This window comes from Microbacterium sp. R86528, from assembly GCF_044596335.1.
Taxonomy (GTDB): domain Bacteria; phylum Actinomycetota; class Actinomycetes; order Actinomycetales; family Microbacteriaceae; genus Microbacterium; species Microbacterium marmarense.
On record NZ_CP138996.1, the window covers coordinates 834,827 to 850,307 of the forward strand.

The 15,481-nt window shown below is 61.0% G+C and carries 14 protein-coding genes and 1 pseudogene; 6 read left to right on the forward strand and 9 right to left on the reverse strand.

Annotated elements, in window-relative coordinates; translation table 11 throughout:
- Positions 1-20 precede the first annotated feature (20 nt).
- Entirely contained in the window at positions 21-1,433 is a 1,413-nt protein-coding gene (locus SJY18_RS04095; RefSeq protein WP_396668477.1) for a rhodanese-like domain-containing protein, read from the reverse strand.
- Positions 1,434-1,606: 173 nt separating this feature from the next.
- Positions 1,607-1,996 (reverse strand): thioredoxin, encoded by a 390-nt coding sequence (gene trxA, locus SJY18_RS04100; protein ID WP_396668478.1) that lies wholly within the window; start codon positions 1,994-1,996, stop codon positions 1,607-1,609.
- Positions 1,997-2,359: 363 nt separating this feature from the next.
- Here trxA and SJY18_RS04105 point away from each other — a divergent pair, with 363 nt between their 5' ends.
- Positions 2,360-2,935, forward strand: a complete 576-nt coding sequence (locus tag SJY18_RS04105) for a DUF4395 domain-containing protein (protein ID WP_396668479.1) — start codon at positions 2,360-2,362, stop codon at positions 2,933-2,935.
- A gap of 15 nt (positions 2,936-2,950) precedes the next feature.
- Here the strand turns inward: SJY18_RS04105 and SJY18_RS04110 are convergent, their stop codons facing one another.
- The gene (locus SJY18_RS04110) at positions 2,951-3,859 is read right to left on the reverse strand and encodes a response regulator transcription factor (protein WP_396668480.1); all 909 of its coding nucleotides are present in this window, start codon (positions 3,857-3,859) and stop codon (positions 2,951-2,953) included.
- A 227-nt stretch (positions 3,860-4,086) separates the two neighbouring features.
- Between SJY18_RS04110 and SJY18_RS04115 the strand changes: the two genes are divergently transcribed.
- Positions 4,087-4,728, forward strand: a complete 642-nt coding sequence (locus SJY18_RS04115; RefSeq protein WP_396668481.1) for a hypothetical protein — start codon at positions 4,087-4,089, stop codon at positions 4,726-4,728.
- A 90-nt stretch (positions 4,729-4,818) separates the two neighbouring features.
- Here SJY18_RS04115 and SJY18_RS04120 read toward each other — a convergent pair whose 3' ends face one another.
- Positions 4,819-5,592, reverse strand: a complete 774-nt coding sequence (locus SJY18_RS04120) for a hypothetical protein (protein ID WP_396668482.1) — start codon at positions 5,590-5,592, stop codon at positions 4,819-4,821.
- A 401-nt stretch (positions 5,593-5,993) separates the two neighbouring features.
- Between SJY18_RS04120 and SJY18_RS04125 the strand changes: the two genes are divergently transcribed.
- Entirely contained in the window at positions 5,994-6,437 is a 444-nt protein-coding gene (locus tag SJY18_RS04125) for an AAA family ATPase (protein WP_396668483.1), read from the forward strand.
- 171 nt (positions 6,438-6,608) lie between these two features.
- On the opposite strand, the gene SJY18_RS04130 is transcribed toward SJY18_RS04125, so the two are convergent.
- Positions 6,609-6,788: a hypothetical protein gene (locus SJY18_RS04130; protein ID WP_396668484.1), complete on the reverse strand. Its 180-nt coding sequence runs from the start codon at positions 6,786-6,788 to the stop codon at positions 6,609-6,611.
- Between the two features lie 416 nt (positions 6,789-7,204).
- Here SJY18_RS04130 and SJY18_RS04135 point away from each other — a divergent pair, with 416 nt between their 5' ends.
- Positions 7,205-7,378: a hypothetical protein gene (locus tag SJY18_RS04135; RefSeq protein WP_396668485.1), complete on the forward strand. Its 174-nt coding sequence runs from the start codon at positions 7,205-7,207 to the stop codon at positions 7,376-7,378.
- Positions 7,379-7,662: 284 nt separating this feature from the next.
- Here SJY18_RS04135 and SJY18_RS04140 read toward each other — a convergent pair whose 3' ends face one another.
- From SJY18_RS04140 to SJY18_RS04150, 3 genes are read right to left on the reverse strand one after another with little or no spacing between them, the layout of a single operon-like run.
- On the reverse strand, positions 7,663-8,145 hold the full coding sequence (locus SJY18_RS04140; protein ID WP_396668486.1) for a hypothetical protein: 483 nt from the start codon (positions 8,143-8,145) through the stop codon (positions 7,663-7,665).
- Positions 8,145-9,104: a caspase domain-containing protein gene (locus SJY18_RS04145; protein WP_396668487.1), complete on the reverse strand. Its 960-nt coding sequence runs from the start codon at positions 9,102-9,104 to the stop codon at positions 8,145-8,147. Before SJY18_RS04145 ends, SJY18_RS04140 begins: the two co-directional genes overlap by 1 nt.
- The gene (locus tag SJY18_RS04150) at positions 9,097-9,510 is read right to left on the reverse strand and encodes a TIR domain-containing protein (RefSeq protein WP_396668488.1); all 414 of its coding nucleotides are present in this window, start codon (positions 9,508-9,510) and stop codon (positions 9,097-9,099) included. The genes SJY18_RS04145 and SJY18_RS04150 overlap by 8 nt, the downstream gene beginning before the upstream one ends.
- 2,348 nt (positions 9,511-11,858) lie before the next feature.
- On the opposite strand from SJY18_RS04150, the pseudogene SJY18_RS04155 reads away from it, so the two are divergent.
- Positions 11,859-12,521: pseudogene (locus SJY18_RS04155) on the forward strand (hypothetical protein).
- A 1,060-nt stretch (positions 12,522-13,581) separates the two neighbouring features.
- On the opposite strand, the gene SJY18_RS04160 reads toward SJY18_RS04155, so the two are convergent.
- Positions 13,582-14,361: a hypothetical protein gene (locus SJY18_RS04160; RefSeq protein WP_396668489.1), complete on the reverse strand. Its 780-nt coding sequence runs from the start codon at positions 14,359-14,361 to the stop codon at positions 13,582-13,584.
- Positions 14,362-14,809: 448 nt separating this feature from the next.
- Between SJY18_RS04160 and SJY18_RS04165 the strand changes: the two genes are divergently transcribed.
- Positions 14,810-15,418, forward strand: a complete 609-nt coding sequence (locus SJY18_RS04165) for a hypothetical protein (protein ID WP_396668490.1) — start codon at positions 14,810-14,812, stop codon at positions 15,416-15,418.
- Positions 15,419-15,481 lie beyond the last annotated feature (63 nt).

A 15,481-nucleotide genomic window follows, 5' to 3' on the forward strand; every position in this document is an offset into this window, starting at 1 on the left:
AGCGTCGGTGACCAGGCACGCTATGCAGCAACAGGGGTGTTGCCCGGCACCGCGAGCCAGCCAAGATAGCTGCCCTCGAGCTCGACCACGTCGTAGCCGTCACGACGCAGTGCGCTGGCTGCAACGCTGTTGCGCACGCCGCTCTGGCAATAGGTGACGATCGTGCCTTCCTCAGGCAATTCATCGAGGTGCCACATGAGGCGACCGCCCGATAGCTGCGCAGCGCCTGGCAGGTGTCCCTCGGAATACTCAGTACGGTTTCGCACGTCGAGTAGCAGGGCAGCATCCACCGAGTCAAGGTTCTCTGGCTCAACGGTCGCCGGCTTCACAAGCTCAAGTCCGGCCAGCGAAAGCACGTAGCCGTCGACGGTGTCGATGCCCACTCGCACGAGATGGTCGCGCATCTGCTCGGCCTGTTCGCGGGAATCAGCGAGCAATACAAGCGGACGTTGCTCATGCTCTGGGTCATACACCCAGGCGCCGTAGCTCGCCGCTTTTGCTACGCCCGGCACGTTTAGTGAGCGCTCTACGGTGCCCTCGTGTACCGCGCTGTTGGCTCGCGTATCGACGAAGATAGCGCTGTCAGCGGTGAGCGCCGATGTCAGCTCTTCGACAGAGTATTCACGCAGCTCACGGACTGTTCCCATGACCGCAGGGCCGAGCTTGTTCTGCCTCTTCATGCGCGCGAAGTATGCGTGGGCATCGGGCTGACCATTGAGCAGTTCGTCGACGAACCCCTGCTCGTCATTGTTCTCAAGGTATTTCGCCCACCACGAGAAATTGCGTTCGTAGCCGACCGTTGACGAAGCGATTGCGCCAAGCGCCTTGCCACATGCTGAACCCGAACCATGCGCGGGCAGCACTTGTACATAGTCAGGCAGGGGCAGAAACTGATCGCGCAGACTGGCGAAGAGGTCTTTCGCTCCCCCGAAGCGCGTGTCGACAAAACCCGCGGCTTCGTCAAGAAGGTCGGGGCGACCAAGGTCGCCGACGAAAACGAAGTCTCCGGTGAGCATGAAGCCCGGAGCAGTCGCCTGCGCACCGTCGGTCACAAGGAACGACATGTGTTCAGGCGTGTGTCCTGGAGTGTGAGCGGCTTCAACCGTGATGTTGCCCAACACGATCTGATGGCCGTGCTTCATTCGAGTTGCTTCGTCGAAGTCAGCGCCGTAGGTCCAGTCAGGGCCACCCTCATCAGACACGTACATCTGGGCGCCGGTCTTGGCGGCGAGCTCGCGGGTTCCTGAAAGGTAGTCGGCGTGAATGTGAGTCTCGGTGACCGCGACGATTCGCATGCCGTTCTTTTCAGCCAGCTCGAGGTAAACGTCGAGATCACGGCGCGGATCGACGACGATTGCCTCTCCTTTCACCTGGCATCCAATGAAATAGCTCGCCTGAGCGAGGTCCTCGTCATAAATGCGTTCGAGCAGCATGATTGCCTTTCAGGTACGTTGCGATTCGGCGTGGGTGTTTACGAGCAGGTGCAGCGCTCAGACTGTGGTACGCCTTGCAGCGCTTCTTCGACGTGCTGGCCACATCCGGCCCAGGTTTGCTTTCCGCATTGGTTGCAGGTAACTCGTGCGCACATGTGGTGCTCCTTTGAGGTCTAGACGGTGGCTGATGAATCGGGCGATTGAGAGGTGCGCTCAGCGATCTGCTTGCGCACGTCATCCATATCGAGCGCGCGTGCGCCCTCAATGAGCTGATCGAGCTGTGCGGGACCGAGCGCACCCGGCTGCGAGAACAACAGGACGCCCTCCCGGAAGACCATCAGTGTTGGAATTGACGAGATGCGAAACTCTGAAGCGAGTTGCGTCTCAGCTTCGGTATCGACCTTGCCGAAAACGAGATCCGGGTTTTGCTCTGAAGCTCGTTCGTAGACGGGAGCGAACGAGCGACACGGTCCGCACCATGCGGCCCAGAAGTCGATGAACACGATGTCATCGCTCTTCACTACCTCGTCGAACGAATGTTGGGTGAGATTCGTGGTTGCCATCAGGTCGTTCCTTTCGATGGCCCTTAGCGCCCGAACATTCGCGCGAAGAAACCGCCGCGCTCAGCTTTCGCGGCCTCAATCTCGGCCGGTGTGTGCTTTCCGTTGCACCACTGCGATGCCGGCACGCTCGACTTGACCGACGAGATGTGCTGACCGCAGCCAGCCCAAGTGGTTTTGCCGCAGGTTTGGCATTTGACAGCTCGGCACATGAGATTCCTTTTCACGTCTGGTTATACCCCTAGGGGTATCAATGGGATAGCCTTCACTATACCCCTAGGGGTATCTGATTTGTCAACTCCACGCTCGCGCGCCGCCCGCATCGCTTGCTCATCCGGGTGATACTCCCTGGAGTATTATCGGACCGTGGAGACGTCAGCAGAACGAAGCGAGCGACCCGTCATTGGCCAATGGGTTGACGGCCTCGACATGCCAGTGATCAATGAGCGCGCGGTACGCGCATCAGCGGGAATTCTCTTTCTGCTGGGGTTTTCGGCATGGATGTGGGGTGTTGCCACCGGCGACCTGCAGCCGATGCGCATGTTCGGCATCCTCTTCGTAGTGGAAATGATGTTGCGCTTGTTTGTCGGAACAGCGTTCACTCCCACGCTCGTGCTTGGCGCTCTGATCACGCGCCCGCAGCGGCCTGAATGGGTGGAAGCCAAGTCGAAGGTGCTGGCCTGGAGCTTGGGGCTCGCCATGTCGCTCGCGGGCTGTCTTAGCCTGGGGTGGCTCGGGATGCCAGCAATCATCGCTCAGGTGATCTGCGGCATGTGCTTGCTACTGATCTACCTCGAAACGGCGTTCGGCATCTGTCTCGGTTGCGTCCTGGCACAACGCTTTGCTCGCCGCAAGCCTGAGCTGTGCCCCGGCGACACATGCAGCTACACGCCTCCCGCGCGCGGAGAGCAGCACTCGGTGCGTGGCGACGCTCGCGACTAATCGATGGGCTGCGGGTCAGCTGCCCGCCGGTGATTGGTGAGATCCCGCCTCGGTGAGCTCACGGAGCCGAAGAACTGCGGCTGCACGGCTGGTGACCTGAAGCGTGCGAAAGATACCTTCGAGATGCTTCTTTACGGTCGACGCTGACATACCCAGCTCGTGGGCAATTTCGCTGTTCGATCCTCCCGTGCGTGCGAGGGCAATCACAACCTCGGCTTGGCGACGGGTCAGACCTGCTTCCATAAGCGTGACACTGTCCGTGGCACCGTCTTGTTGCCTGCGAAGAAGCAGCACTGTCGGGCCAAGCCGTACCGGATGCACGATGCACTGCCAGCGCTGTGTGCCGATAGTCAGGTCGTGGCGAGACTCCTCGCCGGACGCCAGATCCGATTCACCGATGATCGAAGCGAGGCTCTCAGGCACTCGGATTCCTACCGTCAGCACGCTGGAAGACGACGCTTCGACGATGCCGTCTGAACGCACCGAGGCTACGGCCCACGCGTGCCGATCCATCTCGGCATCCACAAGACGGGCACGTTCACCGTCGAGTGCGAGCCGGTGGTGCATGGCGAGATGGCCGCTCAGGGCGTTCATGACGGCGACGTCACGAGCGCTGAACTCCCCCAATCTCGCGCTGCGATTGAGCGCATAGGCGACGACAACATCCGGCGGCGAGGGAAGCTCGACCACCAGCTGAAAGCGCACATCGAATGGAGCGTAGAAATGCCGGAATAGGTCAGTGTCTGTGAAGCTCTCGCCGCCCTCGACGTCGCAGAGTCGGATTGCTCCAAGCCCCGGCGTAGATTGAGCGGCTTTGTTGAGTGGATGCTGATGAAAGTACTTGTCGTACTGAGGCTTGAGGCGCACCGCGATCGCGACCTCGCTCTCCGGTGCCATCTCGTACCGAAAGTCACGTGTTGCCATCACCATGTCGTTGAAGGAAGCGCTGTCGCAGTCAATCAACTCGCGTAGAGCCTCGAGAACCTCCGCGAACTCTAAAGGTGGGTGTTGCGTGAGCCTCCCTGCGACGCGCAGAACCGCTTGCGCATCGGAATCGCTCAGGCCCATGCTGTGACACATTACCCGCGCGTGTACGCCGAAAGGCGTATTGCCGAAGCGCTCACCCCGTAGGCAACCTTGAACGTATGACCATGCCGCATCCGTCCTTCGTCTTTATTTCCCCTACCTGGGCTCGCACAACCCTGGTCACGGTTGTTGCTCTCGCGCTCAGCGCGACGCTCGCGGCATGCTCGACGACTGCTGACGACGACACCGCCGGCTCTGACACGGCAACCTCGGTCGCAGACGACACCACGACGGATGACTCCACGTCATCAGAAGAGAGCGCTGCTGACGACGACGAAGAAGCGGCGCCCGCGGCTGGCAGTTACACCTCTGACGACGTCGGAAACGCCACTCTCTACATCGGCGGTGTCGAGTTTCCGGACTTCACCGGCGACTGCGAAATTAGTCGAGGTCACGGTACCGAAGACGTGGGCGATCTCAACGACGGCGACATCGTCGCGATCATTGCCGTCGACAACACCGGCCTGCACGAAGACACCTCTATGAACTACATCGCGCTCAATGAAGAGAGCTTTAGATTCCGCGACCTTGTGGGTGCAGCCGGCGTGGGCAACACCGCACAGGGCGAAATCACCACGATGACAGAACAGAGTCCGCGAACCGCAGACGGCAGTCGCGACATCGTCGAAGTGCGCTTTGCGGGAACCTTTGAAGACGGCACGGCAATCGACGCAGACATCGTCTGCGAACTGCAGAACACCTTCTAGCCGCGCACCCTGAGCAGAGTGAGTAGCGACGACGCGCCAGACTTCTGCGAGCTCAAGCCTGTTGCTGAATCGCTTCATTGCTTCATCGCTTCATCGCCATGCGCGCACGTTGTGGATCGTCGCGGACTTGGGGTAGCCGCCTTCGCGGGGTCCGATCTCGAAGAGATCGATCATGAGAAAGAGCGGATAGTCAGGAGCCTGAGCAATCTTCCGCAGCTGGCGGCCTTGGCATCCGATCACGGTCTCGCCCTCACCCCAGATCACCGTCCAGGTGTGGGGTGAGGATGCGTCCACAGGGACGCTGACTTCGATCATGTCGGTGGTCAGGTGCGGATCGTGGTGCGCTTTGACTCCGGTGCGGGCCACGGTGGCCTCTCCGATGGCTTCGGCGTCGATCTCGAAGATGCAGATCTCGCCGGATTCTGTCGGGGAACGATGTTCGGTTCCGACCAGCCATGCAGCGGCCATGCAGTTCGGGTCCCGGCTCGCAGACAGCGTGATCTCATCTCGCCCGCGTGAGGGTGCGAACAGGAGACGTTGTGGCGTCTGGGTGCGAACGGCGAGATCGCCGCGGTGGCGATGCGTACCGAGCGCGGAACCGACCGGCCCTGAATAGACACCGGTCTGCAGGTTCGAAACGCGCAACGGAGCATCTTCTATGCGCCAATCGAGCTGGTCAGAGTCGATCCGCAACTCAATTCCGTCAGCAACGATGTCGTAGTGCGCGCGCGACCGCTCTGGGGTCGTCCACTGCGGCAAATAGCTCGCAACCCACCGTTGCGAGCTCAGGCCCGCGCTGAAGTCGTCATCGAGGTCTGGTTCACGGCTCGGTGCGGCAGGGAGGCTCTCGAGTCTGGACGGCATGAGAAATGATCCCACGCGAGCCAAACCAGTGAAAAGAGAAGGGCTCCTGCGATTCGCAGGAGCCCTTCTCTGATTTCCGACCTTCTCGGACAGTCTTGCCAACAGCCCGTTCTGTGGGCTGTTGGCAGAACCTGTTGTGGTGCGGATCACGGCACCTCCCGCTAGTCGCCTTTCCTGCCAGACGCGGGAGATTTTCCTGCAGTGTTCCCGCGACTACACGTCAAATAGCGCTCGCCTACCGAGCACCGGCGCGCGCCTGCTATTCGGGCGACCTCGCGACGCCAGCACCGCGCGCCGGCGGCGCCAAACTCACCCAGGGACCCGTCATACGCACGCTCATCGACCGGCCATGCGGGCCGCGCTTGCTGGGTGGGCTGGCGGCGTTGACTATCCTTTCGCCTGTGGCGCACGTCCTGATCACCGGCATATCACGTGCTGGTAAGTCGACGGTGCTCGCCGAGCTCGAACGTCGCGGATGCCGAACCCTGAACAGCGATTACGACGGTTGGGTGCTATCCGACGGAAGATGGGACGAGCCCCGAATGGCGGCGCTGCTGGCCGCGGAATCCTCCGTGTTCGTGGTGGGCACTGTCGAGATCCAGACTCGCTTCTACGATCGGTTCTCGGCTGTCGTGCTCCTCACCGCATCCGTCGACGTTCTCCTCGATCGTGTCGCTCGACGGACGGACAACCCGTATGGGAGCTCGCCACAGGATCAGAATGAGATCCGCGGTTATGTGCTGACTGTTGAGCTGCTGCTGGGCGCGGGCGCGACGCACACGTTCGCCGGGCGCGCACCAATCAGTGAGCTCGCTGACGCCATTGAACCGCTTGCCCGCGGCTGATTACCGAACAGAACAGGACCGGCTTGCGGGCGACGGCGTAGCGGTCATCGCCCGGCCATCTGCCTATTCGAACTTGAGCATGCGGAAGGGAAGCGCTCGATCTCCCCGAGCGACACCTAGCAGTTGAGCGCGTTGATTCGACATGGAAACACGTCGCTTCAAGCAACAACGTCACTTGCGGTGATCAAGGATTCCGCTATCAACCGGCGTGATGATCATCCCCTCGTGCGTCACTGTCGCACCAAGTACTTTGCCGTGCTTGTCGAGGAATACGACATCAACGTCTCCCAGACCTGTCCACGGCGCAGTGCTCGCCGCATCGGGGAAGAAGCCGCCGAGACCGTCGATCACCTGAATGATGTCGCGGTCGTAGGCGAACCGCCGTTTGACTGCGGTCGGACGCTTCCGCTCGTAGCCGTTCCCCGGCCCAACACCACAGTCCTCATCGATTCCAGATGCGCCAGCTGTGCGATCAGGGGGTGACCGTCGTCCCCGTTATTGAAGGTAAATTCGATATGCGCGGTCCTCGGTCGCAGTGACTTCATCCATGCCCGCTGCGCATCACGCGAGATGGACTCTCCATACCCAATATTCAATGCCCTCTCCTTCGTTTCGGATCAGTGCCTGCCTCACGTTCCTGGGGTGACAACTGGCATCTCCGCAGCTCACTTTATGCAGAGAGCCACGTCCTCGGATATCAACTTTTGGGCATTTGAACACACACTACGTCCCTGGTGACTGAGCGAGTCGTCCACGATTCGGCATCGATGATCAGGGAATTATCGAGCGAAGCGGTGGCAACCGCGGTGAACACTTTCGTGTCGTCTACGAGCGATGACGCCACGATCGGCAGCGACGAGCTCACCACGACCCGCGCCCAGGCAGAGTGGAGTTCACCGGACGGCTGGCACCCCGGCCCGAAAAAAGCTCAAGTCGAATAAATTTGCCCGTGTAGGGACCTGCTTGCGCGCGCGGCCGACCGTCGACAGAGCACCAAGTCGCGGGTGCGACTCCTGTCGGGCGTGTCAGAAGAGCCGGGCTGCGACATTCGGTTTCTTGGCTCTCGTCTCGGGGCGCCGCAGTCACAACATTTGGACGATGCGGTGTGGGCGCTCCTGCGGCTGCTGCCTGGCGTGCATGAAGTCGACGTATCGATGGGACGTCAGCCGGCATGGGTGCGACTCGTTGAGAGCCTGTTGGGTCGAACCGTCAAGTCGCCAACCCCCTACTTTCGCGCTGATCCCGGCGGCCAGACGATCGTCACGATCCGTCCGAGCTCTTCGGCGTGTCGCACTACGTCAGCCGTTCCTCCGAGTCCTACGGCCGGTTGGCCGTTCCAGACTGCGATCACTCGATCCGAATGTTCGACGACGTATTGTCCGGCAGCCCAGTAAGCCTGTTCGTTGGACTCTTGGTGGTCGAGGCAAGTGACCGCAGCCGCCATGGAAAGGAGTCGTCGATAGTTCGCGAGCCCCACATCGTCGAATGTCGACTCGTAGTCGAGCGCGGGAACGACAACCTGCAGCTCCCCCCCGTGTTCGAGCACGAGCTCCGCAAAGATCTGGTCCGCGCCCTCCGCGAGCGACGACAGCCCGATCAAACCCGACGCGGAGGAGATTGCCGCGTCGAGTTCTCCACGGACGCGAACCTCCGTGTCTGGTGTGAGCCCTTGGTGCCCGGTGAAGCCGATGCGTTCCGCGCCCGCCATCAGATCCGTCGCTCCGCAGCTAGCTTTCGGTAGCGCTGACCCAGCAGGGTGAGGCTGCAGCCCGTGCTGTTCATGGCGGCGAAGTAGAGGAAGTCTTCATCCACCGCTTCGATCAGCTTGGCGTCACGACACTTCTGGAGCTTCTTGAAGATTGCCACCTTGGCCGGGTCGTGGCCCAGCTCGGTGTCTTCGTACTCAGGGTCAAGGGGGAACACGTGGTCGGGCGCCGGGAACCATGACGGCAGCTGCCTCAGTGTTTCTACGGAAACCGCAGGTAATGCCTTGCGGAGTGACTCGACTTGTCCGAGATGAGCTTTGAAGAGAGGCCTCTGGTCCCATGCGCCGAGCGCTTCCTCGACGTACGTGTAAATGGCCGGCGCCGACACGTTCCCCAGAACGTCAGCCGCGCCGCCGTCGAGTGCTGCACACACCAGCTCAGTGAACATGCCGTTGCCATTGATTTCGGCGGCGGCCTGCCCGGCTCGCGCCGCAGTAAGAATCGAGACGCCCTCGCTCACCGCCGCAGCATTGTTATTCGCCGACGGTGAAGCCCCGAGCGCGCCACTCATGCACGAGTCGAGAATGATCACGCTCTCCTTGGCGGGAGAAGCGTTGGCTCGACTCAGGATCTCCGACAGATTGACGCCTTCGTCCCCGGACGCGAAGTCGGGCGTCATGATGTAGCCGCCAAGATCATTTTCTGTCCCATGGCCGGCGAAATAGAAGAGCGCGACGTCGGCGTCACGCGGCACGAACAGTCGCTGGATATCCTCGCGAAGGCTCCCACGAGTGATCGAGTCGACATCAGAGGTCCGAAGGACTACCTCGAAGTTCGGCGAACCATCATGATGCGCCTCAAGAAGCGCGGCAATCGCTTTCGCGTCGTTGACACAGCCGAAGAGCGGCGAACCGGGGTAGTCGTCGATTCCGATGACTAGGGCACGACGCCTATTAGGCATTCTTGCCTTCGCCCATCATCTGGTTGATCGCGGCGGCGACGCCAGCCCACGTCCACGAGATCACACGGTTACGTGCCAGGCCGGAAGGAAGTGTGCTGCTCGTCGTCGCGTTGTCGACGTACACGCCAAACACTGGCACGTTCTTGTCCTTCGCCATGGCGATCTCCGCCGCCACTCCGTAGGCGCTGCCCATCGATCGGCCGACGAGCACGATCACCATGTTGCAGGCAGAGATCTTGGCCGCGATCTTCTCCTCCCATTCGTCCTCCTCCAGCGCGGACTTAGACGACCAATCCTGGATGATGAAAGGCGTGGGCGAATTCTCTTTGCCCTGCCCGGCAAAGAGTCGCCGCGACTCTTCGTTGTGATCGAAATCAAAACTGATAAATGCACGCGGTTCTGCCATGGCAACTCCTTTGTTAGATTTCCCCACTCGGGGACCGGCGGTAGCCGATTCATGACTTCACCCTGATCGTAGCGGCAGCCCACGACACGGCCGTTCCGGTGCGGCTGACGTGCCTACCAGTTCAGCAATCTAGTCCTTCGGTGACCCGGAGGACCGACGAGCCGATCGAGCCACTGTTCAAAGCGCGGGCCGAGGCCATAAGCGCGGAGTTCTCGTTCTCGGCGACGACTTCGATCGTTCGCCGAATCGCGTCGAGCGCATCGAGAAGCGATCTCGAACGTATTCGGCAAGTGAGGCTCGTCGAATCGTCGCGTGATGCTCGCTGATCGGGGCACGGGTGCTAGCAACTCGGGACTGGAGCGGTCGAGTCGGACCGACGGGCCACTCCTCCGTGCCGCGCGCAATCAACTGGCAACGACCGGAATGAAGCCCGTACGCGCGGAGCCCTCATCGCGCGGTGAGCATCCGCTAGGGAGCCGCTGGCCAACGCTTGGCCCACTCGACGAACACGATCGAAGTTCCATTCCTGTCCCGTTTGAGATGCCGTCAACAAGATATGGCGGAACGGGCAGCGACTGGGACGCGTCCAAGAATCGGCACGTCCGTGGCCTAGTTCTGTCAACTGCCTTTGCAAGAGCCCTCGGTCTTCGACGGTTCGACGACTTTCTGTGGTCCGCTGCCGGCCACGGTGTCGTCGCGGCCAACTTCGGCGTTCGAGAGCATTGTGGTCCAGACGTGCTCTTTATACGTCGGGACCATCTTGAGCGTTGGATGGCGAGAACCGGATCGACGTTGTTCACCACGGCAACTGCCGAGATGCGACTGCTGTATCCCGATCTCGGGCGTCGAGAACGTGACGGCGAACCGCTCATTCGCTCACTTCCTGGAACGCACTTCTTCGATGCCCAGGGAAGTCGGTTCGTCTCCGGAAGCGCCCGAACTCTGCACGCCCGGCGGGGTCGGGGGCCCCTCCGAGGTCACAGAGTGGATCCCGACCTAGAACTGTCGTGAGCCGAATGTTGACGCATCGTGGCCGGAGACCAGCGCGCCAGTCCTGGCACGCTGCTCCGTCACTCCCGGAGCACCGACGACCTCGTGCGCAACGCCGTGCCCGGCAATACCAGCGCGCCCGCCAAGGCACTCACGCTGCTGTCAGCGGACTCCGTCCTCAATGTCCGCGCCTCCGTTGCTACGAACGAACGCTTAGATCCGGCATTGTTGGCGGCGTTCCCCCACTGCACCTCATCGAGCCGGATCCTTCTCGCCGTTCGCCCCGGCTTGGTAGTGAAGCCTCGGCAGACCGGCGAAATGACCGCGTGGCCATCAGCAATGGGCTTCACAATGACCGACTCAACGACGAAACCTGGGCCAGGCTCCGCGCGCGCGATATCTTGAGTGTTGTAAGCACGCAGGACGACGAGTCGGATGTCGGCAAAGCGTCAAGAGCAGCCAGGAGAGGCGCGCGGATGGTCACAGTGCGGCACCGTGGAGCCCCGGGCGCGGGCGGAGTAAACCGACCGAAGGCCGGGAGGCGTTCGGCGCGTGCTGGGGCTTAGGCCGATCATGTGACCGTCGGGGATCATCCGCCAGCCCGCCCAGTGCACAGCATCCGTGAAACGCGCCTTGGCGGGAATGGGCAATGGCGAAAGTCAACCAACTACTCTCACGACCACATAGCTCGTTGTCACGATATAGGCGGAGATGCCAAGAAAAATGACCCGACCGAACTCAATGAGAGCGGCTACAGTCTCGAATCAGGGCGTCGGAGCGTGCCAGCTTCGCGTGCCGATCCGACCCACATCAGGTGACGCCTGCGCAAGTCGGCATCGACTTTGGTTGAGGGGCGCGTGACCACCGCACTCGGCGCTGACGAGCCTGAGAATGGCGCAAGATCGCAGCCAAACCCCTGGGCGACGATAGTCGGCCCGTGTTACAGCCGGCGGTCCATGGAAAGAGAACTCGGGTTAGAGCCCGCGGCACTCGCGGACGCGGTGAAAGACCTACGTGCACTCCAGCTCAACACCTCTGACCGGGTCGCGGTATTCCCCGCATGGCAGGTCGTTGACGGTGCACTCGTGCCGGGGCTCCGATCAGTTCTCATTGAGCTACGCGCTGGGGTGGATAGCCCCTGGACGTGGGCGCAATGGCTCGGAGTGCGCCCGCGGGAAAGGGAACGTAGCCGCCTCGACGCGCTGCTAACCGGGGACATCGACGCAGTCGTCGTTGAAGCACGCCACGCTGCCGCGACCTGGAAACAGTGAGAAGCCTCGACGCGCCGCTCAACACAGCGGTCCCACACCATCCGTACTGCGGCGCAGAAAGAGTTCATTCAACTGTTCGGCCAGGTTCTGCGGCTTGAGAACAACCTGACCTCGTTCGACGATCTCGCTGGGCACGAGAAGCTCACAGATCGGCAGCAACACGACTACCGCAGCATCTACCTCAACCTCTACGCCGAGTTCCGCCCCGACTCCGCCGCGGACAAGGAACTCATCAACGACGACGTCGTGTTTGAAAGGGAGCTCGTCAAACAGATCGAGATCAACGTCGACTACATCCTGATGCTCGTTGAGAACTACCGCAGCCAGCACGGCGATGGCGAAGACGAAGAAGTGCATGCTGAGATCTCCCGTGCCGTTGACGCCGGCCCGAACCTGCGGAACAAGAAAGACCTCATCGAGGCGTTTGTTGATTCTGTATCTGTCGACGGTTCCGTTGACGAAGAGTGGCAGAAGTTCATCGCGGCTGCGCGCTAGGCCGAGCTGGAATCGATCATCGCTGAAGAGCGACTGCGTGGTGAGGCCGCGCGTGCTTTTGTCGCGTCGGTTTTTCGAGATTGCGCGCTCCGCACAACTGGCACGGCGATCACCAAAGCTCTCTCCCCCCCCCCCCCCCCCCCGGTGTCGCGGTTCGCTGCCGACGGTGGCCACGGCGACAAGAAGCAGCGTGTCATCGAGAAGTTGAGCAACTTCTTTGAACGGTTCTTCGGGCTTGCAGGAACTACACCATAGCCGGGCGTGGAGGGTGCGAGGTCAATCGACTCGCATGCCAACCGCGGAGCCACCCCAGCTAGCAGCTTTAAGTGGGTTCTCAGAATCCAGCGGTCACTCTTGCGGTCGCATTGCCCCTAGAACAGAAAGAACCCGGGCAGGAATTTGATTCCTACCCGAGTCTTTTGTGGGCTGTTGGTAGTACCTGTTGTGAGTAACGGTCCTCTCCCACGCTGCCTTTAGCGTGGGAGAGCGCATCTTCGGATAGACACCGTTGAGCAGCCTTTGGTCGCTAACTTTGAGGGCGCACGACCGCTCGCATAACTCGGTGCGCAGCCACCAGCCGCTCCACCGAGCGGACGCCATCGGAGTCTCTGTGGGGCAATGCGGGGCAGCGTAGCAGTTGCTGCTGCTTCGCCTTCAAGGTCGCCAAGTTCGAACATGCCGCCACGTGCCCAAGCGGGCGGATTGGAGCCACGGCTTTGCTCGGCATCTCGGCCAGTACACGGCATTTCGAACGGACCGTGGGAGCAACCATCACGAACTGTCGAGACACGCCCAGTAGGCAAATACGTCGGGCTGTGGAATCCAGTGAAGGATCACGGAGAATTCTTTGCGGCAGGTGGTTGCGCTTCGGGCAAGCGACGGCCGAGGCGTTGAGTTCGGCAGTGGGGATGCGTCGGAGCCATGTGATGGCGTGGATGGGTGATGGGCAGGTGGGAACAGTGTTGTTAGTCATATCTGAGATGTACGCGGCGCCGAGAAAAGTTCGATTCCGTACCGTGCGGCGGGTAAGCGGGTGTGGGGTTGGGGGCGTATTCGCGAACGCCGCCGAAGCGACTGTGGGGTCGGCGTGAATGATTGTCAGGGCAGTAGGAACAGTGTTGTTTGTCATGATCTGTATGTACGCGGCTGCCCTCAAAAATCGTCACGGTGCAACGCTGTGGTGATTCCGATGCGAAAAGTGAGCAAGGTTTCGACCACGCTCCGCCGAGCAGTCTTGTACTACCGGATAACCGCACCGTCGTCGCTGCCGCATCCTGAGCAGGCCGCACCGACCACGACAACCCGCTGTAGAGGTCTACGCGCCCATGGCATTTCCACAGCGAATGATTCGAATGAGTTCGGCCGCGAGCGGGGTTTCCGCATTGCCCCACTCCACGACCAGTTCAGTAACCTCAACTGGGTCAAGGCCATTCGGGTGGTCGAAGGCGTACCAGGCGAGCACATGCGGTAGCGATTGGTTGACACCGAGCGCGATTTCGAGGCGCCCGTGGATGGCGCGCCAACGTTGGTACTCAGCTTCATTCCCCCACCTACTTCGACGGAAGGTCGCACGACTCCGGTCGCGCTCTCGTCGTCGCCGCTCCCGCAATTCCTCATGTCCGTGCCCGGTGCGAGTCAATTCAAGCCACTCGTTCATGTCACGGACGTCATGCTCAGTGATTCCGATATCCCAGTTCCTGATCCAGTGAAACCGCGTCAACACTCGATCGCTCCGCAAACGAAGAGCAGGAAGCGCCAGCGACGGCGAGGGTACAGGGTTGTCATCCACCCACAGCAACGGTCGATGATCGAACTGCCTGGAAAGCTGAATTGACTTCCATGAGGATGAGCCGAGCAACCGGCTCCCCTCGCCAGATACCGCGATTGGCAGTTCGGGCAACCCGAGCGGAACGGCGAAATGCTCATTCGCGGCGTGCTGCCACGTCGTTGCCCATACGACATCAATGCCGCGCGCCAGCAAATCCCGCAACCACGCTCCACCGCTGTTGGATAGCCAGTGGGTCGTCGTCCACTGTTCGTTCTCGTCCCACTCCGGTTCGCGGTGCAGATATGTGGGGTATCCCTGCCTGCGCATTGTTAGCTCCACGGCACACAAGTCGTCCTGCTCCTCGGGACCATTGGGAGTTGGAAGGCGCAGCACCCCGTCAAGATCGACCGCCACTACTCGTTGGTGTAGTGGATCGCTCACCGCAGTCGTTCCTCCTCGCTAGTTTTCCGCTTGCCGCCGGTCTCCACCTACCAATCCAGCGCGAGCGCCGGAACCTCGCTGGTTCCGCCGCATGCGACCGATGGCAGCAACCAGGGAGGAGCTTGCGTCAAACCAACAATCTTTCAGCCAAACTGCGCACCCAACGCCACGAACGTAGGCATCATCGATTGAGCGAACAGAACCAATTTCTTACACTCCGACCGCTATCAACCGTCGCTCCGATCGACGAATCCACCTAGAGTCGCTCGGGCACATCCACCGACTCAACGACGAACCCTGGGCGGCGCCGCACCTTCGCGATAACTTGAGTCTCGTGAGCGCTCCTGACGACGAATCTGAGCATGACATCAACGCTCAAGCCGAGGAGCCCCTGTTGAAAGATGGGGTGCCTCGACAAGTCACCACCAACGCCCTCGACGCCATCATGGAACTCATACCACGCCCGGAAACTGTGGTCCTCACCGAATCTGAGTACGCGTTCACACAGGCATCAGGAATAGCGGCCAGCGTGTTCAGCAAGCAGGCCGCCATCGATAACGCCCGGTACGAGGCGAAATCTGAAATGTCGATCACGACCGAGTTGACTTCGACGCTACTCAGCAGGCGACAGGTCGCAGACCGCCTCGGCATAGACACCGCTACGGTCAAGAATCTTCGCACACGCGGCGAGTTAATGACCGCCGGAACACTCAATCATCACCCCGCGTACCCCGCCTGGCAGCTCACCGACGACAACAGAGTTCTTCCTCAACTGCGCTCGATTCTCGCCGCCTTCCCCGCCGACTTTCACGCCTTAGATATCCAACACATGATGACGACGCCTGTTGCCGAACTCGCAGGGAAGTCTCCTCGTCAATGGCTTGAGCACGGCGGTGACGACGACGCCGTTCTTACGATCATCGCCGCACTCTCGCGCGTCTGACGCAAGAGCGTCTTGCGGAGCGGACTACGCGGACGTCTCCTCGCATTTCGTGTGCTGAGATCG

Bases quoted from the DNA above. Each gene is read 5' to 3' on its own strand.
- SJY18_RS04140 (WP_396668486.1), bottom strand. From the start codon at position 8,145: ATGGCGGGCGCGGAACGCATCGGCTTCACCGGGCACCAAGGGCTCACA.
- SJY18_RS04135 (WP_396668485.1), top strand. From the start codon at position 7,205: ATGATCAGGGAATTATCGAGCGAAGCGGTGGCAACCGCGGTGAACACT.
- SJY18_RS04145 (WP_396668487.1), bottom strand. From the start codon at position 9,104: ATGCCTAATAGGCGTCGTGCCCTAGTCATCGGAATCGACGACTACCCC.
- trxA (WP_396668478.1), bottom strand. From the start codon at position 1,996: ATGGCAACCACGAATCTCACCCAACATTCGTTCGACGAGGTAGTGAAG.
- SJY18_RS04095 (WP_396668477.1), bottom strand. From the start codon at position 1,433: ATGCTGCTCGAACGCATTTATGACGAGGACCTCGCTCAGGCGAGCTAT.
- SJY18_RS04120 (WP_396668482.1), bottom strand. From the start codon at position 5,592: ATGCCGTCCAGACTCGAGAGCCTCCCTGCCGCACCGAGCCGTGAACCA.
- SJY18_RS04115 (WP_396668481.1), top strand. From the start codon at position 4,087: ATGCCGCATCCGTCCTTCGTCTTTATTTCCCCTACCTGGGCTCGCACA.
- SJY18_RS04110 (WP_396668480.1), bottom strand. From the start codon at position 3,859: ATGGCAACACGTGACTTTCGGTACGAGATGGCACCGGAGAGCGAGGTC.
- SJY18_RS04160 (WP_396668489.1), bottom strand. From the start codon at position 14,361: ATGCGCAGGCAGGGATACCCCACATATCTGCACCGCGAACCGGAGTGG.
- SJY18_RS04150 (WP_396668488.1), bottom strand. From the start codon at position 9,510: ATGGCAGAACCGCGTGCATTTATCAGTTTTGATTTCGATCACAACGAA.